The sequence below is a fragment of the Gimesia sp. genome, from assembly GCF_048262075.1.
Lineage (GTDB): Bacteria > Planctomycetota > Planctomycetia > Planctomycetales > Planctomycetaceae > Gimesia.
Genome location: NZ_JBLXFK010000010.1, coordinates 36,002 through 61,614, shown reverse-complemented (window position 1 = coordinate 61,614; position 25,613 = coordinate 36,002). Strand labels below are relative to the sequence as shown.

At 51.6% G+C, this 25,613-nt stretch carries 25 protein-coding genes and 1 tRNA gene; 15 read left to right on the top strand and 11 right to left on the bottom strand.

Annotated elements, in window-relative coordinates:
- Positions 1-99: 99 nt before the first annotated feature.
- From ACN0YH_RS18970 to ACN0YH_RS18930, 9 genes are all read left to right on the top strand, one after another.
- Positions 100-684, top strand: coding sequence for an isochorismatase family protein (locus ACN0YH_RS18970; protein ID WP_417381157.1), 585 nt, complete (start codon positions 100-102; stop codon positions 682-684).
- Positions 685-742: 58 nt separating this feature from the next.
- Complete coding sequence (locus tag ACN0YH_RS18965; protein WP_417381156.1) at positions 743-1,942, top strand: pyridoxal-phosphate-dependent aminotransferase family protein; 1,200 nt, start codon at positions 743-745, stop codon at positions 1,940-1,942.
- A gap of 256 nt (positions 1,943-2,198) precedes the next feature.
- Positions 2,199-2,272: transfer RNA gene (locus ACN0YH_RS18960), tRNA-Asp, on the top strand.
- Between the two features lie 223 nt (positions 2,273-2,495).
- The gene (locus tag ACN0YH_RS18955; RefSeq protein WP_417381155.1) at positions 2,496-2,960 is read left to right on the top strand and encodes a hypothetical protein; all 465 of its coding nucleotides are present in this window, start codon (positions 2,496-2,498) and stop codon (positions 2,958-2,960) included.
- A 326-nt stretch (positions 2,961-3,286) separates the two neighbouring features.
- Positions 3,287-4,324 (top strand): hypothetical protein, encoded by a 1,038-nt coding sequence (locus tag ACN0YH_RS18950; RefSeq protein ID WP_417381154.1) that lies wholly within the window; start codon positions 3,287-3,289, stop codon positions 4,322-4,324.
- A gap of 196 nt (positions 4,325-4,520) precedes the next feature.
- Positions 4,521-4,895: a hypothetical protein gene (locus ACN0YH_RS18945; RefSeq protein WP_417381153.1), complete on the top strand. Its 375-nt coding sequence runs from the start codon at positions 4,521-4,523 to the stop codon at positions 4,893-4,895.
- 97 nt (positions 4,896-4,992) lie between these two features.
- On the top strand, positions 4,993-5,802 hold the full coding sequence (locus ACN0YH_RS18940; protein WP_417381152.1) for an oxidoreductase: 810 nt from the start codon (positions 4,993-4,995) through the stop codon (positions 5,800-5,802).
- Between the two features lie 93 nt (positions 5,803-5,895).
- Positions 5,896-6,378, top strand: coding sequence for a DUF6368 family protein (locus tag ACN0YH_RS18935; RefSeq protein ID WP_417381151.1), 483 nt, complete (start codon positions 5,896-5,898; stop codon positions 6,376-6,378).
- 354 nt (positions 6,379-6,732) lie between these two features.
- Complete coding sequence (locus ACN0YH_RS18930) at positions 6,733-7,779, top strand: hypothetical protein (RefSeq protein ID WP_417381150.1); 1,047 nt, start codon at positions 6,733-6,735, stop codon at positions 7,777-7,779.
- A 163-nt stretch (positions 7,780-7,942) separates the two neighbouring features.
- Here the strand turns inward: ACN0YH_RS18930 and ACN0YH_RS18925 are convergent, their stop codons facing one another.
- The 3 genes from ACN0YH_RS18925 to ACN0YH_RS18915 all read right to left on the bottom strand — a co-directional run bounded on the left by ACN0YH_RS18925 (position 7,943) and on the right by ACN0YH_RS18915 (position 10,228).
- Positions 7,943-8,389, bottom strand: a complete 447-nt coding sequence (locus tag ACN0YH_RS18925) for a hypothetical protein (protein ID WP_417381149.1) — start codon at positions 8,387-8,389, stop codon at positions 7,943-7,945.
- 44 nt (positions 8,390-8,433) lie between these two features.
- A complete protein-coding gene (locus ACN0YH_RS18920) occupies positions 8,434-9,309 on the bottom strand; it encodes a hypothetical protein (protein ID WP_417381148.1) in 876 nt (291 codons plus the stop codon).
- Positions 9,310-9,478: 169 nt separating this feature from the next.
- Positions 9,479-10,228 carry a LamG domain-containing protein gene (locus tag ACN0YH_RS18915; RefSeq protein WP_417381147.1) on the bottom strand — a complete coding sequence of 250 codons (750 nt, stop codon included), beginning with the start codon at positions 10,226-10,228 and terminating at the stop codon, positions 9,479-9,481.
- Positions 10,229-10,398: 170 nt separating this feature from the next.
- Here ACN0YH_RS18915 and ACN0YH_RS18910 point away from each other — a divergent pair, with 170 nt between their 5' ends.
- Positions 10,399-10,953 (top strand): hypothetical protein, encoded by a 555-nt coding sequence (locus tag ACN0YH_RS18910; RefSeq protein WP_417381146.1) that lies wholly within the window; start codon positions 10,399-10,401, stop codon positions 10,951-10,953.
- Here ACN0YH_RS18910 and ACN0YH_RS18905 read toward each other — a convergent pair.
- The 4 genes from ACN0YH_RS18905 to ACN0YH_RS18890 form a co-directional block, all read right to left on the bottom strand.
- Complete coding sequence (locus ACN0YH_RS18905; protein ID WP_417381145.1) at positions 10,893-11,099, bottom strand: hypothetical protein; 207 nt, start codon at positions 11,097-11,099, stop codon at positions 10,893-10,895. The genes ACN0YH_RS18910 and ACN0YH_RS18905 overlap by 61 nt on opposite strands.
- A gap of 50 nt (positions 11,100-11,149) precedes the next feature.
- Entirely contained in the window at positions 11,150-11,452 is a 303-nt protein-coding gene (locus ACN0YH_RS18900) for a hypothetical protein (protein ID WP_417381144.1), read from the bottom strand.
- A gap of 24 nt (positions 11,453-11,476) precedes the next feature.
- Positions 11,477-12,832 (bottom strand): NAD(P)/FAD-dependent oxidoreductase, encoded by a 1,356-nt coding sequence (locus tag ACN0YH_RS18895; protein WP_417381143.1) that lies wholly within the window; start codon positions 12,830-12,832, stop codon positions 11,477-11,479.
- A 65-nt stretch (positions 12,833-12,897) separates the two neighbouring features.
- A complete protein-coding gene (locus ACN0YH_RS18890) occupies positions 12,898-14,130 on the bottom strand; it encodes a hypothetical protein (RefSeq protein WP_417381302.1) in 1,233 nt (410 codons plus the stop codon).
- A gap of 343 nt (positions 14,131-14,473) precedes the next feature.
- Here ACN0YH_RS18890 and ACN0YH_RS18885 point away from each other — a divergent pair, with 343 nt between their 5' ends.
- Positions 14,474-15,934: a sulfatase-like hydrolase/transferase gene (locus tag ACN0YH_RS18885; RefSeq protein WP_417381142.1), complete on the top strand. Its 1,461-nt coding sequence runs from the start codon at positions 14,474-14,476 to the stop codon at positions 15,932-15,934.
- 9 nt (positions 15,935-15,943) lie between these two features.
- Here the strand turns inward: ACN0YH_RS18885 and ACN0YH_RS18880 are convergent, their stop codons facing one another.
- Complete coding sequence (locus ACN0YH_RS18880; protein ID WP_417381141.1) at positions 15,944-16,612, bottom strand: RraA family protein; 669 nt, start codon at positions 16,610-16,612, stop codon at positions 15,944-15,946.
- A 7-nt stretch (positions 16,613-16,619) separates the two neighbouring features.
- On the bottom strand, positions 16,620-17,390 hold the full coding sequence (locus ACN0YH_RS18875; protein ID WP_417381140.1) for an IclR family transcriptional regulator: 771 nt from the start codon (positions 17,388-17,390) through the stop codon (positions 16,620-16,622).
- A 157-nt stretch (positions 17,391-17,547) separates the two neighbouring features.
- Between ACN0YH_RS18875 and ACN0YH_RS18870 the strand changes: the two genes are divergently transcribed.
- The gene (locus tag ACN0YH_RS18870) at positions 17,548-19,020 is read left to right on the top strand and encodes a M81 family metallopeptidase (RefSeq protein ID WP_417381139.1); all 1,473 of its coding nucleotides are present in this window, start codon (positions 17,548-17,550) and stop codon (positions 19,018-19,020) included.
- Between the two features lie 44 nt (positions 19,021-19,064).
- On the top strand, positions 19,065-20,282 hold the full coding sequence (locus tag ACN0YH_RS18865) for a mandelate racemase/muconate lactonizing enzyme family protein (RefSeq protein ID WP_417381138.1): 1,218 nt from the start codon (positions 19,065-19,067) through the stop codon (positions 20,280-20,282).
- Positions 20,283-20,477: 195 nt separating this feature from the next.
- Here the strand turns inward: ACN0YH_RS18865 and ACN0YH_RS18860 are convergent, their stop codons facing one another.
- Positions 20,478-22,175 (bottom strand): formate--tetrahydrofolate ligase, encoded by a 1,698-nt coding sequence (locus tag ACN0YH_RS18860; protein WP_417381137.1) that lies wholly within the window; start codon positions 22,173-22,175, stop codon positions 20,478-20,480.
- Between the two features lie 219 nt (positions 22,176-22,394).
- Here ACN0YH_RS18860 and ACN0YH_RS18855 point away from each other — a divergent pair, with 219 nt between their 5' ends.
- A complete protein-coding gene (locus ACN0YH_RS18855; RefSeq protein WP_417381136.1) occupies positions 22,395-23,351 on the top strand; it encodes a mannonate dehydratase in 957 nt (318 codons plus the stop codon).
- A gap of 285 nt (positions 23,352-23,636) precedes the next feature.
- Positions 23,637-24,023 (top strand): hypothetical protein, encoded by a 387-nt coding sequence (locus tag ACN0YH_RS18850; RefSeq protein WP_417381135.1) that lies wholly within the window; start codon positions 23,637-23,639, stop codon positions 24,021-24,023.
- A gap of 107 nt (positions 24,024-24,130) precedes the next feature.
- On the opposite strand, the gene ACN0YH_RS18845 is transcribed toward ACN0YH_RS18850, so the two are convergent.
- Positions 24,131-25,438, bottom strand: a complete 1,308-nt coding sequence (locus ACN0YH_RS18845) for a Gfo/Idh/MocA family protein (protein WP_417381134.1) — start codon at positions 25,436-25,438, stop codon at positions 24,131-24,133.
- Between the last annotated feature and the right edge of the window lie 175 nt (positions 25,439-25,613).

Here is a 25,613-nt window from a genome sequence, read left to right as displayed (position 1 = left end):
AGAGTGCCTAAAGCAGAACACGGCATGAACTCAGCAGGTTGAGAATTGCTGTTTTGTTCCTGTTTCACGTTCAGGTTCTTATTGGAGTCAGGTCTATTCATGTCAGAGTCTTCCCACTTAATTCCACGCAGCATTGATCTCCTGTCGCACCAGGAATGCCAGCTGGTCGTGGTTGACGTTCAGGAAAAACTGCTGCCGGTGATTCCGGATAGAGAGAAGCTGACTCAGCGTATCCGTCAACTGCTTCAGGCAGCCGCACTGTTTGAAATCCCGTTGCATTGCTCCGAACAATATCCCAAAGGACTGGGGGCAACCGTTCCTGAGTTAGCAGAATTACTGCCGGCTTCCAAAGAAAAACTGCGATTCAGTGCCGCCGAATGCTTAGGTTGGGAAACCGCCGTGAATACCATCGACAGCCGCACCCGGATTGTACTGACGGGAATTGAAGCGCATATTTGCGTGCAGCAGACGGCGCTGGATTTGTTAGCCGCCGGTTATCGCGTTATCATTCCAGTAGATGCGATTGCCAGTCGAAATCAACTGGACTGGGAGATTGCGATCAAACGCATGGAAAATTCCGGTGCCTGCATCACAACCACCGAATCAATTCTGTTTGAATGGTGTGAGGTTGCTGGTACTGCGGAATTTAAACAGATCAGCCGACTGGTAACCGAAAAACCATAGACATCAATTACAGAAATTAATCTATTTTGAGTCCTTCAAATCGTAAAGAGCCACTCTCATGACCATCGAACATCATCTGCATCCCCCGATTGCTCCGCCCCGTCGTACTCTGATGGGCCCTGGTCCCAGTGATGTTGCCGCCAGTGTGCTGGCTGCACTGGGCGCACCGACTGTAGGACACCTCGATCCCTATTTTCTGAAGGTGATGGATGAAGTTCAGGATATGCTGCGAACCATTTTCCACACAACGAACGAACTCACACTCGCAGTGAGTGGCACAGGAAGTGCCGGAATGGAAGCCTGTGTGGTTAACCTGCTGGAACCGGGTGACAAGTTTGTTGTCTGTACGAACGGCGTATTTGGCGCCCGCATGGCAGATGTTGCTGGTCGAATTGGGGCCGAAGTCGTGCAGATTCATCGCCCGTTCGGGGAAGTCTTCTCTGTAGAAGAAGTAATTGATGTCCTGCAGAAAGAGAAACCCAAAGTTCTGGGCATTGTGCATGCGGAAACTTCGACCGGTGCTGCCCAGTCTCTGAAAGAAATTTCCAAAGCCGTTCACGAAGCCGACGCTTTGCTGCTCGTCGATTGTGTGACGTCGCTGGGCGGAATGCCCGTCAAGATTGATGAATGGGATATCGACGCTGCCTACAGTGGCACCCAGAAATGCCTGAGCTGTCCTCCCGGGCTCTCTCCCGTGACTTTCAGTCCCCGCGCGGTCGCCACTATGGACGCGAGAAAGACGAAGGTTTCCAGCTGGTATCTGGATATGTCGATGGTCCGTTCCTACTGGGGTGATTCACGCGCCTATCATCATACTGCACCGATTAACATGAATTTTGGCCTGCATCAGGCACTTCGCCTGGTCCTCGAGGAGGGCATGGAAAACCGCTATTCGCGTCATTATGCTAACCATTGTGCCCTGAAAGCCGGTCTGAATGCGATCGGAATTGAATTTGCGGTCGCCGAAGACCATCAACTTCCCATGTTGAACGCAGTCAATATCCCGGATGGCGTGGATGACGCTGCCATTCGCGGCCAGTTGCTGAAACGGTTCGGCATTGAAATCGGCGGTGGTCTGGGACCTTTGAAAGGTAAAACCTGGCGAATTGGCCTGATGGGTGAAAGCAGCCAGAGCAGCCATGTACTGCTGTTTCTGGCAGCCCTGGAACAATGCCTGCTGCACGCTGGTTATCAACTTTCCCCCGGGGCCGGCGTAGCTGCTGCAAATGATTTTTACCGCACAACTATCACAGACTGACCTCGAGTCGGGGAGAACTTTTGTTTTCTGTGGGAAACCGAGACTGATTTTATAATGAGTCCGGCTAGGAATTCCGATTCCTAAGATACGACTCTCATATGACTTGCTGTCTATGGAAAGTCGCGGTATATTGAATTCAGAACAAGACGAGATTCGTCTGTGTCTGCGTGAGAATTTTTCGAACATTCTCATGAATTTTGTGTCGAATGAGTGGCAATCACGAAAATGATCGCCTATCATTTCCGACCACCTGTAAGGGGCCGTAGCTCAATTGGTTAGAGTACCGGACTGTCGATCCGGGGGTTGCGGGTTCAAGTCCCGTCGGCCTCGCTTACTACGCTCGTTGTCATCATTGACAGCGAGCGTTTTTTTGTGCGCAGTGGGTATTTAATTTCCCAAATCAAATATCAGATTATTATCAGGCAAAATGATTATTTTGAAATCGTAAGCGATCATCAGAAAACTCTGCCTTAAAGTGTCTCAATCAAAGTCCAGCAAAGAGTCAGGAAATCCGAACAGCAACATACAGACCTTAGATCAGGAGGGCATCGTAATGATCGATCCAGCATTTGAATTAGGTGAAAACCAGGAGTTGATCGGACAATATTCGTGGCGACTGAAAGAGGGTGAACTGCGATATCGTGGCAGCAAGAAATACGCGGGCCTAATTAACAGACGCATTCCCGTCTCCCAGATACAGCTGGACTCTTTCTTTGCTGCACTGAATCTGCTTGATGTCTGGATCTGGCGAGATGATTACAATCCTATCGATGTAGGCATGCAGATTCTGGATGGAGGTCAGTGGTGGTTTCGAGCCAGTCTCAATGATCGAGAATGCCAGAGCGGAGGGTGGAATGCATTCCCCTCGTATTCAGATCCCATAACCACTTCTCTGACCGCCCAGCGTTTTGCATTACTGCGAGCTTGTCTGTATGACAGCTTTGACATTGATGTCTACATCCGGCAGGCCCAGATTCACGAGCGGCAGACAAACGTCAAAGAGAATGATCAGGTCTGACAACAGCCTCTTCTCTACCATTGTTTGTCCTCCAGCGAATACTGAGTCCAACAAAGCCACAGAGAGTAATGTTCACAACAGGAAAGTCCAGGAACTCATTATATCTTAACATAGCATCTCTCGTACTATGACTGCAGTCCCATACACCCCCGAAGCGCTACGGTAAAACCAGACACTGTCTCACATCCTGAGGAAAAAACCTTTTGACATTTCTGTTATCATGTAAAATCAAATCGTAGTTTTCAGGAGGATGGGTGATGGGACGCAGGAGAAGAGCGCAGATAATTCATGACTTGTATGAATGCTTTTACATAAAGGAAAATATCATGAGACTGATCTTTTCATGGGAGAGAGTGGTTCATTTCGGCCCTTGGTGCTGGTTCTCATTTGCTCTTCTGATATTAATGTCTTTTGATTCCCCGACGTTAGCAAACAGCAATGACCGACTACAGGCGATTCTCGTAAACCTGCGGGAGAACGAAGGATTTTATGACAATGTAGAAGTTCATTGGCGTGAAACCTACCGAAAGAAGTATTATCCGGAAGTGCAGAAAGCTGACATTCCACAGGCATCTGATATTAAAGGTCGCTGGGTTGTTCAGAATGGGATGTTTTATCTTAATTACGAGGGGAAACGCACAGGGCCTCCTGCCGATCCAAAGCAAACAGGAATTCATGAAAAAACAGGATACGACGGAGAACTCACCCGCCTTCTCCAACTGCGGCACAACTATGTCGGAAATATTATTAAAGGTCCGGCTTACAACTACCGCGGATTCTATCCGCACACGATCCCTCTCCGGTGGGCTCGTACCGCTGTGCCGTTATCCACATTTTTAAGTGGTCGTGAAGCAATTCTTGCGCATCCGCGTGGAACTAAGGGAGATGTTGCTTCGAACCTGTTTCCGACAGCATCTTACGGGGGAGAAGAAACGTTAAATGGTTTGCGATGCCACAAGATCACTCTTGATCATGTCAGAAATAAAGGAACATCTACAGAAAGAACGACAGGCAGACGAGCCTATTGGCTTGCTGCTGACAGAAACTATCTTCCAATAAAGACTGAAAGCTATAACTATTTTTACTCGAAAGACGTTCCTATTGAGGAAGCTGTGCTCGAAAATCTGCAAGAGATTCAGCCAGGGAGATGGTTTCCTTTTACCAGTTCCATCACTGTGATGGACGGGATCACGCTTCGTAAAGAAAACAGGCCCGTTGTCTCATGGAAGAGAGAATACACTGTCACTGATGTCTTGTTGAATCCTGAGTATGATGTGAAATTCTTCCAAGATGTTGAGTTTCCGGATGGCGCTCCAGTCTATGAAATTGAAGCAGGCAAGATCGTACGCAGTTACGTGAAATGAAATTCGCCATCGGACACTCATAGTGTTGTTGTATCATTAAGAAATTCACGTGAAGATACCTTAATCATGATACAAAAACTGTAACATTCGTTGCGAATTGATTTCCAGGAAGCTTTCATAGCTCACCAGTTCTGCACGGTGATCTATGAAATATCCGAATGAGTCATGAAAGACTCTTCTATGCGGAGAAATTCACATGGCTGACTTTCGTCTTGAAAAACTGTACGTCATTTTGGATGAGCCGATCCCCGGTATCAACCATTTTCAGGCCGTCGATCCAGAAGAATTTGCCTGGCATGGCACATTCGACTTAGCCCAGCAACTGGGCATCACACCACTCGACGATTTCACATATGCTCCCTTTGAAGAAGAAGTTTGGCATCCAGCCGGCGCAGGGCTCAAGACGATCCGTGCACTTCTCAAAGAATTCCGACGTCAGGCAGCCACTTCAGAAGAAGTCCAGCAAAGACTGCGACCGACTCTTGCAATGTTCGAGAAGCTGGAAGAGTTATTCGACCAGGCAGACGCGCATGATCGCGAGTTCTATCTGTCTGCGCGAGACCTCGATTGACAGCATATCGGTGTCTGATACGATTCGAAGCTGATTCGTCCGCTGCAGTCGGATCATCAATCAATCGAACCAGTTATATGAACGGAGTCAGAACACCATGCAAACGGTATTAATCACGGGAGCGTCCGCTGGATTCGGGAAACTGGTTGCGGAAAAACTGCTGGCGAAAGGGTTTACCGTCTATGCCGCGGCCCGACGGGTCGAAAAAATGCGCGACCTGGAATCCCTGGGCGCGCATATCATGCATATGGATGTGACGGATACCGAATCGGTCAAAGCAGGTGTTGCAAAGGTGATTGAAGAACAGCAGCGGATTGATGTGCTGTTCAATAACGCGGGCTACGGTTCGTATGGCACGATTGAAGATGTGCCCCTGGAAGAAATTCAGCGTCAATACGATGTGAACGTGTTTGGCATGGGCCGACTCGTGCAGGCCGTGCTGCCGCAGATGAGGAAACAGGGTTCCGGGCGAATTATCAATACCGCGTCGGTCGTCGGCCATGTCTCGACCGCCGTACTGGGCTGGTATGCCTCGACGAAACACGCGGTTGAAGCGTTCTCCGATGCGCTGCGGATGGAAGTCAAATCGCTGGGCATTGAAGTGGTCGTAATCGAACCAGGGGCCGTCAAAACCGAATTTGACGAAGTCGCGTTTGCTACACTGGACAGCCTGGACCATGCGGAGGAGTACAAACCGCTGGTCGCCGCCTTCCGTAAGTTCACCGGCGACCTCTACTCCAAAAGCCCGGGACCGGAAAGCACCGCCAATGCGGTTGTCAAAGCGATCGAAGCGAAGAAGCCCAAAACCCGGTACGCAACCACCCTGGATGCCAAACTGCTCCCCCGGGTCAAACGACTCTTCAGCGATAAACTGTTCGATAAGATCGTCCTGAGTCAGATGAAGTAATCCTTTTTTTTAGACGAACCTGTCGGCCTTGTTCCTGTGTCTTGCTCCCCGACACTGAAATGAATCTCCATCAGCATACAGGAGGAGAAAACGATGGCAGGCCCCTCTGCAGGCATTATTCTGCCTGAGCTTCTGACGCAAGTGAAAAAAAACGACATCCTGATGTACCTCGAAAGCATTTCGTCTCAAGTTCGGGGGAAATACGATTTCTGGATAGAAGATCGCCCGTTCCTTTATACAGAAGGGCCAGAATCTGACGAAGCACTCCAAATCTCCATCGAGGAAGAGGTTCCAGAAGTGATTGGTTGGATCCCTCAGGATTCGATTGGTTTCGCAGCCATGTGCAATTCGGCACAGGATCATCATATTCTGGGAGAGCTCTGTCTGTATTTTGCCCGCGAACTTTCGGGACTCATCGATTTTGGCTGGACGCTGGGAAATCTGACTGACTACCGCGGAATGCTATATGAGATTCACTACAACAAGCACAATGGTTTGAACATGTTCTACCATATGGGAGATGCTGAATTTATGAAATACTGGCTCCAGCACCCCTGGTTTCACATGATCAAGTAGAAACTCTGATTCGATCAGATAAAGAACGAAAACCCTCTCTGTTGCGTCAGCCCCCAAAAATATTCCTCGTCGTACATCTTCGGTTTATTATTAAATAACCTGCGAAGGGCAATCTTTCATCTTCTCTGGCAGGTTCTCTGGCAGGTTCTCTGGCAGGTTTAAGAGCGAGTTGCTCGTTGATCATCCAGTGGTGTGATCGACAATCAGCAGATTCGCTTTCTTTTCCAGACAACCTGTCGCACTTTAGTTGTTTTTTGAGGTATTTTTTAAGTTGGCATAGTCTTTGCAATTTCCTTCCTCTGTGGCCAGGAACAAAACCACTTTTTACTAAACAACAAAATGGAAGGAAATGAAATGTTACGCCGAAACATAAAAGTATTAGCAGCTGCAGCCGTTCTGGGAATCAGTCCTGCTCTGCTCTCCGCGCAGTCTCCCCTGGAAGGAGCAGGCGCACAACTGGAATCACAGTCCAAGGCCGCCGGTCAGCTTAATAACCCCGCTCCTAAAGTGCCGGGTAAAAACACCAGAATTGATGCCAACTCACAGTTGGATTCAAAGTCTGAATTGAATAATAATCAGCTGGATACCAAGTCAAAACTGGATGCGAAATCACAGTTGGAATCGGATTCACCGCTGAAGTCCATGAATGAGTCGGACGCTGGTGTGGATGCCAAAGCGAAAAGAAATACCCGTGGCTTGCCGACTCCCCCACAGACGCCTGATGCTGCCGATGGTGCGATTCAAAGCACGCCAGGTAATGTCGAAATGCAGGGAAGAGTGCGAGGCGGAGCAGCCCTTGATGTGAATCAACCACAGCGCCGTCAGACCAATCGCCCACAGACTTTTGACAACCAGACCAATGTCGAAATTGATGATTTCGTGCGACAGGGAACCGCGCATCTGGATATCGATGATGCAACCCGTGCCCGTTATCGTCACCACAACGGTCACTGGTGGTACAAGACTGAGCAGGGTGCCTGGTTGATCCATAATAACGGTCAGTGGGAATCATTTGATCCCGTTACGTACCGTTCACCCGGTCAGCCAATGGACCAGGAATACTATCAGGACGATGATAACTACCAGTCCAGTAACGATTACGATAACGGAAGTTATTACCAGGGTGGTACATACTATGATCCCGGGTATAACAATAGCTATGGTCGTAATTACTACCGTGGAAATGGTTACCGTAATAACTACTATAATGGACGTGGTTATGGACGAGGTTACTACAACAACCGGGGTAATGGTTTTAACGGTCGCTATGGTAGTGGATACCGTGGTTTGAATCGTGATCAGCGTCAAGGTGCTGCCATTGGAGCTGGCATCGGAGGTGCCATCGGTGGTAATCGTGGTGCAGCGATCGGAGCTGGAATTGGTGCTGGCGTTGCCGACTAATAATCCAGCGAACTAATTTGATTGAGAAATAAGGAACTATTTCCTGACCGCAATACTGGACGATGGAGTGAAGTATTGCTCTCGAAGCAGGCCAGCAGATGCCCCTCTGCTGGCCTGCTTTTTTTTGCGCACTGCGATAAATCATTCAAAGACTGCCAACGTTTTATTTTTTATCCCTGAAATATTCATCCACGTGGATAGTAAAATAATAACCGGTCAGTGGCGTTGGTTTGCCTGTACGAGGGTCGCTTGTTGTTTTCAGTTGCAACTGGGCGCGCTCGGCCAGTTCTTTTGTCAGGTGAGCCCGAACCTGAGTTTTTCCGTCAACCATTCTGGTTGCCAGCGAGACCAACAGATCGGGTCGACCTGTTTTTCCCTCAGCCGGAATGTAGAGCGAAATGGAATTAATGGGTTTCAGCTTCCCGGCATCGACAATATCCAGTACCACGGTCACGCGACCGGTACCATGATCGTTAACGGACAACTCATATTTGAGCCCGAGTTCTTCCTTCGACTGCCCGATTCCAAACTCAATCGCCCGGGCATGCTGTCCCGTCAATAATAGTCCCAGAAAACAAAAGAGCATCGTGATCTGTTTGCGGTTCGGCATTGTTTCTCCTCCCGTTATAACATGACTGGTTTCAATAAAGAAATTTACCTTTCCCGCGTCTTCAGAAACTGGCTGATCTGCTTGAGCGTTTCCTGATGCTCTTTGTCCGCCTTCGATTTGTCTGGTGCTGTCTCAATGATTTTGATCGTCTCTGTGAGACGTTTTTTCAACGCTTCATCATCGGTATCAAGCCTGGACTTCAGATCTGGCAGCAGGGGGGTCGCTTTTTTTCCAAACACAGCCAGCGCCCCGGCGGCATTCAGTCGAACCCAGATTTCGTTGTCATCCAGCAGTTTCGCAATGGCATTCATATTACTGGAACTATAGGGATTGAGTCGCGCCAACTGGCCCGCATCCCAGCCACGCACGGTGATATCGGTACTGGTCAGCCCCCCGGAAAACCGATTTTCCATATCCGTTAACTCCAGCAGAGTCACACCAGCAGGAATTTTGAGCTGGTCCAGCGGAATTGTCTGGTCGATATAGATGCTGAGCATCGGGTACGGGTTCCAGATTTTTTCTCCCTGGTCCTTCTTTGCCATGGCCCGGGCAATGCCGCCCACCAGATGCAGGTCCCAGTGGAAGGGAATCGTTTTTATCTGTCGAAATGACTTTGTGGAAGCGGGGCCAGGTCGCAGGACGACCTCATGCTGCTGCTGATTCGTGGCGGCAAATTTCTGCAGGACATCGTTCAGCGCATCAATCTCGCCGCGGTAATAAGCGTACTCGTTTCCATTCACCCAGACATGATAGACGCGGCTCTCATGATTGATGACCGGCACAATGCCCGGCCAGTCCTTGTAATTCAACGCGTTTAACGGTTGATTACCAAACGTTTCTTCCCCCATAGCCCGGACGAGGGAAGGCATACAGCTTACCACCAACAGGACAGACAATGAAACCAGAAAGACGCGTCGCATGGCAGGACCTCCTGAAATGAGGAAATAAGTATCTTTGCCTGAAGAGACGTTAGCCAGGAGGGCTTAGTTGCAAAGATTCAGACCAGAAACCGGATTTTCAGGTTTTTATCTCAGCGCGGGTTGAATGACGTTCCACTCGATTGACAAGAACCTGAGATATTCCGTCGAATCATGGCTCAGGTATGATCTGTTTCACCCAGGCCGCATTTTTAATCTTGCCGTCGTATTGATTGCCGGACTCATCGTGGGCGACATTGCCTGTGCCTTCGTCGAAGTGATAGAGTACCAGGGTGTCCTTGTCCGGCTTGAAGCGATGGGCTGGTTCAAAGTCTTCTGAATAACGGGCAACTTTGGAAATGCGAACTTCGTCGATAGCTCCCTTAAAAAACTGATGAGGCAGACCTGTGCCGTTCGGATCTGCACCAATCATAAAATCATGGGGAGAGGCCACATGCTTTAAGGTCGTTTCATTAACGGACTCCTGCTTTTTCCCATTGACGAACAGCAACACATTTTTGCCATCATAAACGGCGGCCAGGTGAACCGGTTTATCATGCTCCGCCTCTGCATCAGATACGACCGAGGCATAACCGGCGTTTGACTTGCGACCTTCATTGAAGTGCACCATCCAGTGACCGTCCGAATAATGGATGCCCACGCCCGCCAACTGCAGATTTGCCACCACAGACGCACGAATGTAATTGTCATCCCGTGCCTCGGGTTTAGCCCAGGCTTCCAGCGTTATCGGATGATCGCCGTCAAACCGCAACTTTGGAATAATCACCTGGCCTTTGCCTTGAAACTCCAGACTGGATTTGCCTGCCTCTGCTTTGGAGTTGTCTTCCCCCTGAACAGGCAACAGAGTAAAGTGAACGGGCAGAAAGATCAAAAGCATTAGAAACAAGGGGCGAACGGACATTTTCCAGTTCCCTTCTGGTGAAACGACAAGACAGAACATACTGAACAACCATCGTAGCCTGTTTTAAATCGGTCCTGCCAGACTAAAATCATTTTTTGGTGTAAATAATTGACATTATACCTGTCGAACACGTACCAGCTGCAACCTATGCCTTCTCCGAATAAAAAACAATGAGTCACAGACCAGTACAGCCAAGCGGGCCTTATCATGATTTCTGGATATTTGCAGAATGCGCTCGCGCGTACTCAGATTATGATGATTTACTGAGTCGCAAAGATGCGCCCGTGCGTGTTCCCGATGATCTGCTTCGTTATTTTAACGACTGTTTCAACTGGATTCCCACACTAAACCCCGCAGTCTCCAATCAGAAGCAAACCGGCCTCGGTTTTAATTATTATGGCCCGACCATCGTCAACAAACAGGGAGCGGAAAACTGGGAACGGATTCTATTTCATCTCAAAGAGCTTTATCAAGGTGCCCCCGATCTCATCCATCTGACCGGTCCCTGGACCACTGATCCTCCAACCCATTCTTCAACTGCCGGCTACTATGAAGTGCTCGAAATCAAAAAAAACATGGCTGATCTCTGTGCTGACGACACTTCACGAATTTGCCCGACAGGCTTCCACTGGCTCTCATTTTGTGCTGCACGTTGGAATTTAATTCAATGGCGATACATGGCATTGGCGAGTAAACCAAAGACCACGGCAGAAGCCAGCAGATAAACACTGCCTCCCACAGCTTCCGCATTAAAAAATGCCATCACAGATCCGATGATCCCGATAAAACCTGTCAGAACTCCGCCAAAATAGACCAGTCCTGCTTCTGCAGAACCTCGTTGTTTTTCTGCTTTGTGTTCTTCAGTATCCATGAAATTCTTCCTCATGCTGAAATCAAACTGGTAACGATTCTTCTCTATTTTTATTCTTCGGCTACAACCGGCTGATTTGCTTCATCTGTTCCGCCGGAGCCTCCCATCCAGAAAGCAGTCCCGAAGCAGAGCCCCACCAGCAGGACGGAAATGGGAATTGAATATACTCTCAACAGGTTCGCGACGGATACTCGCTGCAACAGATCACCAGGCAGTTCCATGCCCATATCCTGTTCGCCATCCCAGCCCCGATCCAGGGCGGCCTGGCGAAATTCGCCTTCCGTTTTCCAGATGAAACCGAACATCGCCAGAATTAAAAACCCTGCCAGGACAGCTGCAAGCAAATATTTCATCCCACACGGCTCCGTTAACAAATTTCAGGATTCCCCCGATTCGTGCTGCTCCTTTTTGTCGGCTTTGATCTCGGGAGGTTGATGATCAGAATACAATTGCTTGATGTGGACTTTAGGGTCGCCGGTAATCAGTCGCGAGCGGCGGGTTTTCCAGATGTAGTTCCAGCACCAGTCAAGCATGACTTTGAAACGATTGCGAAATCCGACCAGGAACATGACGTGGAGAATGTTCCAGGAGATCCAGCCCAGAATTCCGCCATAATGGATTTTGCCGATCGCGGCGATGGCATTACCGCGCCCGATCATCGCCATCGAACCTTTGTCATAATAACTGAACTGCGGCCGCTCTTTCGGGGCATTTCCGTTGATTTCCTGTTTGATAATGTCCGCGACAAAACGACCGGTCTGAATGGCGCCCTGCGCCAGGCCGGGCACCGGTTTACCGGTTTTCGCATCGGTCGCATGCGCGGCATCTCCGACCACAAATACTTCGGGATGACCGGGAATCGACAGATCCGGCCCCACAACGATGCGGCTGCCTCGATCGACTTCGGTATCCAGTGTTTTCGCCAGATCCTGTCCCTGCACGCCCGCGGCCCAGAACACATTCTCCGCCTGAATGGTTTCCTCGCCGATTTTCACGCCATCTTCTGTCACATCGGTCACATGCACGTTCAAATGGATTTCGACTCCCATTTTCTCCAGCACTTTCTGGGCGAGCGCACTGAGATCTTCGGGCATGGGGCCTACCAGCCGCGAACCGCCATCGACAAGAATCACGCGGGCCATATCACAATGTATATTTCGAAATTCGCGGGGCAGGGTTTCAGACGCCACTTCTTTGATCGCGCCTGCCAGTTCGACCCCCGTCGGTCCGCCTCCGACCACGACGAATGTCAAAATTTTGCGACGGGCTTCTTCATCCGCTTCCCACTCTGCTTCTTCAAAGGCGAGGAATAAACGCCTGCGAATTTCCAGCGCATCATCAATCGACTTCAACCCCGGTGCGTGCACACGATATTCATCATGTCCGAAATACGACTGCCGGGCACCGGTGGCGATGACCAGGTAATCGTAATCGAGTTCGCCGCCATCAAAGCAGACCAGTTTCTTATCAAAGTCAATCGCGGTGACTTCCCCTAGCGCGACGTGCACGTTTTTCTGCTTCCAGAGGATCTTACGAATCGGAGCCGCGATATTCGCCGGGTCCAGTTCGCCCGTCGCCACCTGGTACAGTAAGGGCTGAAACAGGTGATAATTCCGCTTGTCAATCAGATCGATTTCAACGGCTTCATTTTTGAATGCTTGGGCAACATTGATGCCGCCAAAACCTCCTCCGATGACGACAATCCGTGGCAACTTCGAAGAAGTCTGATTCATAGTGATCTCAATTCCTGGTATGAGTAGAACAGCGCAGAATTCCGGGGGGACGTCAACGACGTCTGTCAGTCGAAAACATGCCCGTGATCATAACGTTCGTCGATGCCTGCGGCTTCGGTCAGAGCGGCGACGTTGGACTTGGTGAAGAATCCCTCGTATTTGTGACAGCGTTCCACGTACTCGGTAATCAGAATCGAATACTGGGAGTGCTTGGAGAAAATCTGCTTCAGGTTGGGTTCATCCAGGCATTCCCCGACGACATGCGCCAGGAACGGGATGCCTTTGTCTTTGAGGGTCTGCACGACGTAGTCCACGTTTTTTTCACCGCCCCGATGATCGCCGTCGAGCACTTCATAGGCAATATGATGCAGCCGGCGTCCGTAATTGCGGACGAAGTCTTCGGTTGGCATGGGCAGATTTTCGAAGGAGTTCACGAAGGAAGGGGTGTTGTTGGCGGTGAAGACTTTGGCGGGTGATTTTTTATCGTTATCGACGTAGCCGTTCCGCGTCACATTCGTGGAGGAGTTCATCTCCGAAATGTTGTAGGCACCCCAGAAGTAATGGTTGGACATGGTCAGAAACTCGAGGATGGCATCTTCCCGTTCGCCGGCCAGAATCCGGGTGGCCAGATGGTCGACACCCAGCACCAGTTTATTCAGCTTGTGAGCTTCGCCAAACGCAAGCACCTGATTCAGCGACTCCATGACTTCGGGTGCCAGTTCGAAAGGTTTTCCCAGTTGGAGCACATCGTAATCGTCGATATCTTCCTGGGTGTAGCCGACCCGGTTACAGGTAAAATCGGAAGGGAAAGTGAAGACAAAATGCGCATCGGTAAAGAACGGATTTTTCGTTTCGTGGTGATAATTGAAGCGGACACTGTGCGACTCAAGTGTGCTCCGCGTCTCGTTGACATCTTTCGTACTGAAGATTTCACCGATGTAACGGGCGTTGGGCTTTTTGCTGGAGAGCGGGTAGAGCCGATTGAACATGGTGATTTCGTCGGCATAGTCTTTTTCCAGCGGTTCCAGGATGAACATCCGCGGATAATCGGGATGCGAGGTGAGGATATACACATTGTGCGTATTATTTCTGAAAGCCGCCGAAAAACGATAAGGGCCCATCAGGTAGAGTTCATGCAGGTAAGGCAGAACTTCGCCCGTCTCCACCTGCAGCACGATGCCGCGCATGGTTCCCAGCAGGTCTTCGATGCCGCTGGATTTACGACGCTCAAAAATCTTCATCCGGTAGTCTTCAAAAAACTCGGAATTCTTTTTGTCTCCGCCAGGCTGATAGGTCATGGGATCGATGCTCACGGAATACTTTCCTTTTCTGAAACCTGAATTGCGTAGTTGTCTGCTGAATTGAACGGAAGAAAAGAACTATGGTGAGATGACTTAGCCCAGGATCCCTTCCATAGCTGGTGCTATGTTACCCTGTGGAATTCGATTTGTAATCGCTGTTTTTCCAACTTTTCCGGTCCGTACTGAATTATTGGATTCTTCACACGGGCTGAGTTCCGCCAAGCGGCTGCTAAAGCAGAAACCAAAAACGCAATTCCGGAATGACAGGTGTCTTCTCAGCCAGTATGCTGGACTTAATGTAGCAGTTCCAGCGTTTAAGGTGTAGGGGGATTTGAGAAGCATGCCACGTTTGACTGAATTGAGGTTTTGCGGGTTGACCATCTACCTGCTCTTTCTATTCTGCCTTCTCACCTGCTGTCAGACCGGAGTGTCGGAAGCGGCCCGTCAGCCGAATATCGTAATGATCATTTCAGACGATCAGACATTTCGGGATTTCGGTTTTATGGGCAATCAAGAGATTCAGACGCCCCACATTGATCGGCTGGCACAGCAATCGGCCCGTTATGTGAATGGTTATCTGCCGACCAGTGTCTGCAGCCCCTCGCTGGCCACTCTGCTGACCGGCCTGTATCCACATCAAAGCGGAATTCACTACAATCATCCGCCACCAGGTAACAGTGCCTTCAATAAAATGACCTCCCGCAGGGAATACGAGTCGACCCGCAGCCAGGCGTTTCAACTGATCCAAAACGTCGCTACACTGCCCCGCATTCTGGCGGCGAACGGTTATCGCTGTCTGCAGACGGGCAAGTTCTGGGAAGGTCATTATCGCAACGCCGGTTTTACTGAAGGCATGACTATTTTCGAACCGGTGCCCGGTCAGTCGTTCGGCGGGAATCGCAAACTGGCAAACGGCACACTGGCTGCGCACGGTAATGGGGACTGGGGATTGAAGATCGGCAGGGAAACGATGCAGCCGATTTATGACTTCGTTAAAGACTGTGAACAGAAATCAACGCCGTGGCTGGTCTGGTATGCTCCCTACCTGCCACATCAACCTCACGATTCACCCCGAAAATATTTCGACCTGTATCGCAACAATCCACGTGTCGCGAAAAATGAAATCGCGTATTACGCCAGCTGTTCGCAGTTCGATGAGACCGTGGGAGAACTGGTTCAGTTTGTGGAACAGGAAGCCGACTCCGAAAACACGCTATTCCTGTTTGTCATTGACAATGGCTGGACGCCGGGCGAAAAACCGATGAAGCCACGCGAGAACTTTCATCATACGAAAGCGAGTAAACGTTCCCCCTTTGAGGACGGTTTGCGTTCACCCATCCTGATCCGCTGGGACGGGCACACCAAACCAGCCACGCATACGGCGCTGGTCAGCAGTATTGATATCGTGCCGACACTGCTGCATGCAGCCGGTCAGGAAAAACCGGCGGCGAAGCTGCCCGGCGTCAACCTGCTGCCTTCGGCGCAAGGGGAAGCAGGATTGCCAGAAGATCGCGCCGTCTATGGAGAAGTCTTTCCGGGAGATGCGACGGCATTGAAACAGCCGGAACGGGAAGTCGCACACCGCTGGATTCGCAAAGGCAACCTGAAACTGATCACTTCACATAACCCGAATGCGCAGGGGAAAACGTGGAACAATTACACCAGCGGCGATGTGCTGTTCGATCTGGAAGACGATCCGGGAGAGACGAAGAACCTGATCAACGACTCCGATTCTGCTGAGTCACTGGCAGAACTGCGACGGTTACTGGATGCCTGGTGGAACCCTGCAAAAGCCGATTAACGGCAGACGTTATAAAATCCCATATTTCGCGAACGCTTCCGTCGCGGACATGCCGTTCTTGATGCTGTCGCGGAATGTATTTTCTTCGTGCACTTTTTTCCAGGCGGACTGAATCACTTCGGCTTCGACGGCCTGTGGTACGACGGCGATGCCATCCACGTCGGCAAACACCAGATCGCCGGGAGCAAAGTAAACGCCACCAATCTCCACGGGCACATCGACGTCGATAATCCGTTGACGGTCCTTGCTGTCATAGGGAGACGTGCCCACGGCCCAGACGGGAAACTGCATGGCTCGCATCTGCCGAACATCGCGAACGGCACCATCAATGATGGCACCCGTACAGCCGCGATGTTTGACGGCGGTGGAAAGCAGTTCGCCCCAGATACCGGACCGCATCGAACCGCTGGCAGCGGCAATGAAGACTTCATCGGCGTTGATTGAGTCCACCGCTTTCAGTTCCAGTTCGTACGGGCTGGGATCGACGTGGTACATGTCCGCCCAGAGACTGGTTTTGCAGCGTCCGACAACGACCGACTCCACCGTCATCGGCAGCAGTTCTTTACGCGGCGACTGGTTCGTATATCCCAGCGAATCAAGGGCGTCGCAGATGATGGCTGAGTGCAGATGCTGCCGCATCATGTCGAGCGTGATGGTTTCCGGTTGTGTCTGATTCATGGTTGTCTCATGTCTGGGGTTGAAGTTGTAAAGAAATCTGCCGGGCCGTCCGCACCACGGCTTTGATAAATCGCTGCAGCGCCTTTGCATCGGCACGCGCGGTGGGCACACTCAGACTGATAGCGGCAACGATCTGCGGACCATCGAACAAGGGTGCTCCGATGCAGGTGACGCCGACATCATTCTGATCCTGCTCGACAGAATATCCATCGGCCTGGGTTTGTTGATGGATTTTACGAAGCTGTTTGATATCGATAATGGTTTCCGTGGTGCGAGCAACCAGTCGAGTTCGCGCGATTAGCGCATCCCACGCTGCGTCTGTCAGTTGCGAAGTGATCGCCCGACCCAGAGAGGTCGAATAAAAGGGATCGCTGCTACTGGGCTCGACAATCCGTCTTAAAGGATGGGTGCTCTCCAGCACGCTCAGATAGCGGACATGAGTGCCCCGCAAGACACCGAGATTGACGGTTTCGCCCGTCAGTTCATGCAGCTCCCTCAACAGGGGAGCAGCCTGTTCCGTTAAGCGATCTTCCAGCGAACCGGAAGCCAGCCGACGGAGTTTCGGCGTAATCTGATACACGCCTTTTTCGAGGCGACTCACATATCCCAGCTCAACCAGTTCCTGCAGAATTCGATGTATGGTCGGTTTGGGCAGTCCGAGTTCGTGCACCATTTCCAGCAATGTCAGCGGACCGTCGGCAGTTGCCAGCACCTCAAGTACCAGAAATGCCTTGCCCAGTGATGTGACTTCCTTGGTAACCAGCATTGTGATTGACATTCAGAAATACAGAAAACGGAGAAGTTACTGGCTGCTTGCAACCAGAGCCACGTTCCAATATACTGAATACATCGTTCCATTTTAAGATATAACTGACTGTTTTCTTATGGAATTCTGGTAGTCTCAAGTTTTGCCCGGTTTATTGAGGAGTCCGCTTATGCGTGTCGGAATCATTGCGTTGCAACACGAGTCCAATACGTTCATTCAGTCGGCGACGGAACTGTCGGATTTTGAATATGATGTGCTGGCGACCAGGGACACTATCTATCCCATTTTTAAAGATTCGGCACATGAGATCGGTGGATTTTTCGCCAGTCTTTCAGAAACGGACATCGAAGCGGTACCGATTTTTGTCGCCCGTGCGCTACCTGGTGGCACAATTTCCCAGCCGACCGTGGAAGCATTGCTGCAACAGATGCTGGAAGAGTTGAAAAACGCGGGTCCCCTGGATGGTCTGCTGGTCGCGCCCCATGGTGCAGGAGTCAGTGAAGGGGCGCGTGACCTGGATGGGTACTGGCTAACGCAGGTCCGCGACGTAGTCGGCCCGGATCTGCCCATTGTCTGTACGCTGGATGCGCATGCGAATGTGTCGCAGTCAATGATTGATGCCTGTAATGCGACAATCGTGTACCGTTCCAATCCCCACATAGACCAACGCGACCGCGGCATTGAAGCAGCCCGGTTAATGCAGCGCATACTGAAAGGGGAAGTCAATCCGACTCAGGCAGCCTGCTTCGTACCCCTCGCGATTAATATTGAGCGCCAGCATACCTCATCAGAGCCGTGTGCTTCACTCTATCAGCAGGCAGATGAAATGCTGAAGACGCCAGGCGTATTGAGCAACAGCATCATTCTGGGGTTTCCCTATGCCGACGTGCACGAAATGGGTTCAGGTTTTATTGTCGTGACTGATAACGATCAAGAACTGGCACAACAGCTGGCAGATCAGCTGGGCAACACGTTGATCCAGCGTCGTGATGAATTCCAGGCACACCTGGTGGGAATCGACGATGCGTTGGATCAAGCAGAACAGTTGGCGGGACCAGTCTGCTTTCTGGACATGGGAGATAATATCGGTGGCGGGTCTCCCGCGGATGGCACGACGATTTTACATGCGATCAAACAGCGCGGCGGGCCCACCAGTTTCGCCTGTCTCTACGATCCCGAGGCGGCACAACAGGCAATCGCTGCGGGGCCAGGAGCCTCTCTGACACAACTGGCAATGGGAGGCAAGACCGATGATCTACATGGTGCGCCCCTGATCGCCGACGTGACTGTGGTCAGTGTTCATGACGGATATTTTAAAGAACCGGAAGTCAGACACGGGGGTAAAACCGAATTTCAGATGGGACCCACTGCAGTCGTGAAAACCGGTTTTGGCCTGACGATCATGCTCAACAGTCATCGCACGCCCCCGTTCAGCCTGGGACAGTTGACTTCGTGTGGCATTGATCCTGCCGAGTACCAGATCCTGATTGCCAAGGGAGTGCAGGCTCCGCTGGCCGCTTACAGTCCAGTCTGTCCGAATCTGATTCGCGTGAATACGCCGGGCGTCACGTCAGCCGACATGGAACAGTTTCAATATCAGTACCGACGCCAACCACTGTTTCCCTTTGAATCGATCGATTAAACTGAATTCGACACTGAGTCTACCCCTACTTTGAAAGAGATCGTATGCAGATTACGAAAATAGAAACTTCGATTGCGGAATCGATCATGCCCGGTCTGCTGCTCGTACGCATTCATACCAGTGAAGGGCTCGTCGGCTGCGGTGAAACCTATTATGCGCCGCATGCGGTAGCCGCGATGATTCACGACTGGATGTCGCATTACCTGATGGGCAAGAATCCCCTGGATATCGAAGCACACTGGCGATTTCTTTACGAACGCGCGACAAACTTTGGTTCGCGGGGAACCGAATTGCGTGCGATCTCTGCGATCGATCTCGCGTTATGGGATATTTTCGGGCAGGCGACTTCGCAGCCGGTCTGGCAGCTGCTGGGTGGCTGTGTCCAGGAATCGATTCGTACATACAACAGTTGCGGCGGTCCTTCTTATGGGGGCGCCAATGCGGAAAAAACGACTCATACCTGGCCCGGATATGGATCCGTAGGAAACCAGGGGCCTTTGAATGATTACTGGTCTGCCGTGAATGAACCGGTCGAACTGGCCCGCTCGCTGATTTCGGAAGGTTACCAGGCGCTCAAAGTCTGGACACTGGATTTCGCCGCGCATAAAACCAACGGTCCCCTGCAGATCACACAAAAAGATATTACGCGGGCACTGGAACCATTCCAGAAAATCCGGGAGTCACTGGGGAGTAATATCGAACTGATCATCGACGGACACGGGTTCTTTCAACTTGCACCGGCGATTCGGATCGCCAAACGTCTGCAGGAGTATGATATTCTCTGGGCCGAAGACCTGCTGCGGGTCGACTGTGTCGATACGCTGAGTGACTTTCGCGATAAGGCGGGAATCCCGGTCGCTGTAAGCGAAATGTTTAACGGCCCTGATGACTATCGCCTGGCGTTGGAGAAACGGGCCGCCGACTTTGTCATGATTGACCCCACCTGGGTGGGGGGTATTTCACAGACGCGTAATATCACCCGTCTGGCGCAGTTTTATAATGTCCCCGTCGTGATGCATGATTGTACGGGACCCTTAACGCTGTTATCCGGCGTGCACGTTGCCGCCAGCTCGAACAATGTGGCCTGGCAGGAAAGCCTGCGGGCGCATCTGCGGATACTATATCCCAAGTTGATTGACACCCCGATTGAAGTCGAACAGGGACGCATTGTCATTCCGAAAACTCCGGGCCTGGGAGTTGCCTGGCTGCCCGAATTGTTTACGTCGGGGACAAACCAGTACCGCGCGACTACGCTGACTTAGCTGTTCCCAACCAGCGATTCTTAATTCGAACGGACCATAGCTATGACATACAACCGCGGCTAACGCCGTGCGGCTAATTTTTTAGACAATTTGCCAATCAGAATGACTGGTTAGCCGAAGATCATCAGTCCCGGTTTCTCCTATTTGCAAGGATGTATTCTAACCAAGAAACGCGACCTGGCAATTTCTGTTGCCTTAATGCAGGCCGATGATATTACCGGAGTCGTCGATATCAATTTGCAAAGCAGCCGGGTCTGAGGGGAGACCTGGCATCGTGCGGATTTCGCCACTCAACGCGTAGAGAAACCCGGCGCCCGCCGAGAGACGCAAGTCACGGACTGGGAAGGTGAAGCCGGTCGGCCGTCCCAATAGATGCGGATCGTGGGAGAGTGAGTACTGCGTTTTGGCGATGCAGACGGGCAGGTCTCCATAGCCTAACTGTTCGTATTCCTGCATGCGTCGACGGGCCTGCGGTTCGAATTCAACCGAGGCTGCGCCGTAGATGCGGGTTGCGATCGTTTCGATTTTTTCGGCGATCGGCATTTCCTGGGGATAGAGGTACTGAAACTGACTGGGTTGTGCGGCTGCCTCGACGACCGCTTCCGCCAGTGCCAGGGAACCATCGCCTCCTTCCTGAAAGGCACGTGTAATCACAGCAGCAAAAGCGCCCTGCTCGAGTGCGATTTTCTGAATTTCTTCCAGTTCGCGTTCAGAATCATCGGGAAAAGCATTGATGGCAACGACCGTCGGCAGATGATACTGGCGAATGATATCAAGGTGCGCTCGCAGGTTGACGGCCCCCGCGCGGAGGGCGTCCAGATTCTCTTCCAGCAGCGCGGGGGGTAGTGGCTTCCCCGGATGAACATCAAACTGGCCGCTCTGAAGCTTCAATGCCCGGGCCGTGCAGACCAGCACTTCCGCATCGGGTTGGAGTCCACTGGTGCGGCACTTGATATCGAAAAACTTTTCGGCCCCGCAATCCGCTCCGAAGCCGCTTTCCGTCACCACGTAATCAGCCAGTCGCATGGCAATCTGGTCGGCGATGATCGAACTGTTGCCATGCGCAATATTGCCAAAGGGCCCGGTATGCACCAGGAAGGGAGTCGCTTCACAACTCTGTACCAGATTGGGGCGCAGGGCATCCATGAGCAGAGCCGCCATTGCACCGGCGCACCCCAACTCCTCGACCGTGACCGGTTGACGATCGAGCGTCATGCCAACCACAATGCGCCCCAGTCGCCGACGCAGATCGAGGGGATCAATGGCCAATGCGAGAATCGCCATGACTTCCGAAGCGGCGGTCAGATCGAAGCCGGTCTCGCGGAGGGGGGCCTGGGGCGGGTGATCCAGTCCACTGATGATGTGGGCCAGTCCTTTGTCGCAGAGGTCCAGGGCCCGTTTCCAGGTAATGGTCTTCGGATTGATTTCTGGAGTTTTCCGCCGGGCAATATGATTATCAATAATGCTGGCCAGCAGATTGGTGGCAGAGGTAACTGCGTGCATGTCGCCGGTGAAATGCAGATTGATATCGGACTGGGGCTCCAGTGTGCAGTTCCCCCCACCGGCCCCGCCTCCCTTAATGCCAAACACCGGCGCCAGCGAAGGTTCGCGGAGTGTGCCGATCGTCGTGTGGCCCTGCTGAGAGAGGGCCATCGCCAGGCCGATCGCAGTGACGGTTTTGCCTTCGCCCAGGGGAGTCGGATTGACAGCCGTTACGCCGATGTATTTCGCCAGGGAACGGTCTTTGAATTTGTCTGCAAGCCCATGCACAAGCTTGGCCTTAAGGCGGCCGTAGGGTTCGTAGTCGCCCGGCCCCAGTCCCAGTACTTTCGCGAGGGAATCGATGTCTCTCAGCAGCGGCCCGTCGGGGCAGGAAGGAGTAGTGCGATGCATCTGCTAGCGCCTGTCAGAATGAAAATGTTGTGTTCTCAGTGAAGGGAAAGCAAAATTCTAACTCAGTTCCCGTGTCAGAGAAAAGGCAGAAGCTGTGAATTCTACAGGTCAGTCATTGTGAATTCATTGAGAAACAATGAAAATGCAGCAAGTGACTGCCGGAAAAGAGAGGTACTTTTCTGGTGAACTTCATTTGAGTTGAGAACAGGAACAGGTCGCATGCAACTGACATCGGTGGTTACCCCTTTTACTAATGAGAACTTGACACTACTGGCGCAAATCGGTGTCACACATGTGACGATTCGTTATCCGGGACCTGACCTGGAAAAGTTACAGGCTTTCAATAAACAGGTCACTAACTGTGGTCTGCAGATTGCGGCAATTGAAGGATATCTGCCCATTGAAAACATCAAGCTGGGCAATGAGCGGTTTGATGAAGAGATCGCGGAAATGAAAATGCTGCTGCAAAACATGCAGCAGGCAGGCATACCGTTTGTCTGTTACAACTTCATGGCGGGAACAGACTGGGTCCGTACACAACTGGATGCACCGGAGCGAGGCGGGGCCCTGGTGACCGGCTTTGATGTGGAACAGGCCGAGCAAGCGGTTTCGCTGTCTCAGACAACGCAGCAGCAACAGACCGAACCTATTACAAAAGAGGCGTTATGGGAGAACCTGGAACGCTTTCTGACAGAATTGCTGCCGGTCGCCGAAGCCTGTGATGTGACGTTGGCCATGCATCCCGATGATCCACCTCTGGAAACGTTTATGGGGAAATCCCGCATCATGAATTCTGTGGAGAGTTTTGAACGACTGATGGCGCTCTCTTCGAGCCCGGCCAATGGGATCTGTTTCTGCCAGGGAACGTTTGCGGAAATGGGCGTTGATATTCCCTCAACGATTGAGCGATTGGGACCTCATATCCGTTATGTCCATTTCCGGGATATCCGGGGAATGCGCGAACGTTTTGTCGAAACGTTTCATGATAATGGCCCGACCGACATGTTTGCCGCCGTCCAAGCGTATCAGAAGATTGGTTTCACAGGACCGATTCGCCCCGACCATGTGCCGCAACTGGTGGGAGAAGAAGCGGGAGAGCCCGGATATACGATGTTGGGACGCCTGCATGCGTTCGGTTACCTGCAGGGACTGATTGAGGGGGCTCAGAAATCCTGAGGACTGCTTTGACACTCGAATCGAGCCAATTTATCGGAAAACCATAACCCATAACAGTTTATTGATTTGTCTGAGATTGAAAAAACATGAACTGGCTGGTAGCTGTGCGCGGAATTCCCTGTATAATCGTTATAGCAGGCACAACTTACCCAGTTGATGAAGTCTGACAGGGAAGTCGAGATCGCAGGCAGGAGGCACCTCTTTGGGGAAGCGCCTGAGCAGAATGAACTGAGCCCGGCTCATCAGTGACTAAACTCGATTTTCCACTCTTTAGGAGTCAGACCCATGCGTATTCGAATGCTGTTCACCGTGGCGGCTGTTGTCGCCTGTTTCACTTTGATGTCTTCCGTATCTGAAGCAGGCGGACGCATCACTTACTACAGCTCACCATTTCCGTATGTAGGCCCCGCTCCTGTTTACTCGGTTCCGGCTCCGGTTAATACCGCCTACTATGTACCGGCAATGAACGCTTATTATACTCCTGCCCTGGTGCCGGCACCGGTCATGACTCCGGTTTATTATCAGCCCGCTCCCATTGTCGTGCAGCCTGTAACCACCTATTATGCCCCCACGCCTGCTTACTCTTATTACGCTCCAGGCAAAGTCGTCTATAAGAGCCGCGGTCCCCGGTTTTTAGCTCCCAACTACAAAACGGTTGTGAAGTATAAATAAGCTGACGTAATCTGATATCAAAAAATAGAAAGAGCCTGCTGAATTGGTTTCAGCAGGCTCTTTTTTTGTTGTGACGAAGCAAAGTCCGTCTGTCAGATTCACACCAACTACAGTGTCCAGCCTTCGCGGTATTCGCGTTTGATGTACTGGGCGGCTTCGGGGACGTTGGTGACTTTAAGATTGTCGGCATCCCATTCCAGTTTCTTCTGACCGACGCGGTAGGAAACATTGCCCAGCAGCACAGTCTCGGTCAGTGGGCCGGCGTAATTGAAGTTACTGCCGGTGGGTGTGCCGTTGCGGATGGCATCCAGCCATTCGATGTGATGGCTCTTGGGACGGGTCAGATACGGTTCTACCGGTTTGGCTTCTTTGCCGGCTTCCATGAAGACCTTGTTCGAGCCATAGTCGGCGAGCAGGCGTCCGTCATCTCCTTCGAACAGAACGGCACTGTTTTTCTCGTACATTTCAGCGCCTTTGGGTTTCCAGCCGCCATGATACCAGGTCATGTGAACCGGAGGCAGATCTTCGCGGGCCTCGTATTCGTAATCGACCTTCATCAGGCTGGGGCATTCATTCACGCCGCCATGTGCTTTCTCGCCTACGGCGACGACCGTCTTGGGATATTTGAGTTTCAATGCCCAGAACGGGAGATCCATATAGTGGCAGCCGAAGTCACCCAGCTGGCCGTTTCCAAAGTCCCACCAGTAGCGCCAGTTGAAATGGAAGTGGGATTCATTGTAAGGACGGAACGGAGCCGGCCCGATCCATTGATCGTAATTGACGTAAGCGGGTGGATTATTTTCCCTGGAGCGTTCGCCTTCAATACGAACGCCGCCTCCCACCCAGACATGCACGCGGCGGACAGGTCCGATCACACCGGACTGAACCATTTCCACCACCTTGCGGTAGTTGTCGGTCGCGTGAATCTGGTTGCCCATCTGAGTGGCAACACCGGCTTTCGCGGCCAGGTCGGTCAGGACACGAGCTTCATAGACAGAGTGAGTCAGTGGTTTTTCACAGTAAACAGGCAGACCTTTTCGCAGCGCTGCTGCCGCCGCCGGGGCATGCATGTGATCGGGAGTACTGACCAGGACGCCATCCAGGTCGTTGCGATCGAGAACTTTGCGGTAGTCATCGTACTTGTCGGCTTTGGGGAATTCTTTGGAGGCAATCTCCAGACGCTTCGCATCGATATCGCAGAGGGCGACAAAGTTTTCTGATTTTGTACCGCTGATATTCGCATAAGCCCGGGCGGCCACGCCGATCGAAGCCAGATTGAGTTTTTCGTTTGGACTTTTACTTTGGGAAGCGGCTTCCAGTGGCATCAGAGGCAGCGCGCCAGTGAAGGCAGGCACAGCCGTCCCCGCAATCAAGGCTTTCTTGAGAAACTCGCGGCGGTCGACAGAATTTGACATGAAAAGTCTCCTTGTGAGGAAGTGATCTGCGATGTGACTGGAATGAATATGCCCGGTGGCGATCCGTGTAATAAATCGTCATCTCAAGTGAGGACGGCCTCAATAAATTAACTTTTTTTAATATATCGCAGGGCCGAAGGGAAATCGAGCCTGTATTTCGAAAACGGAAAAATCA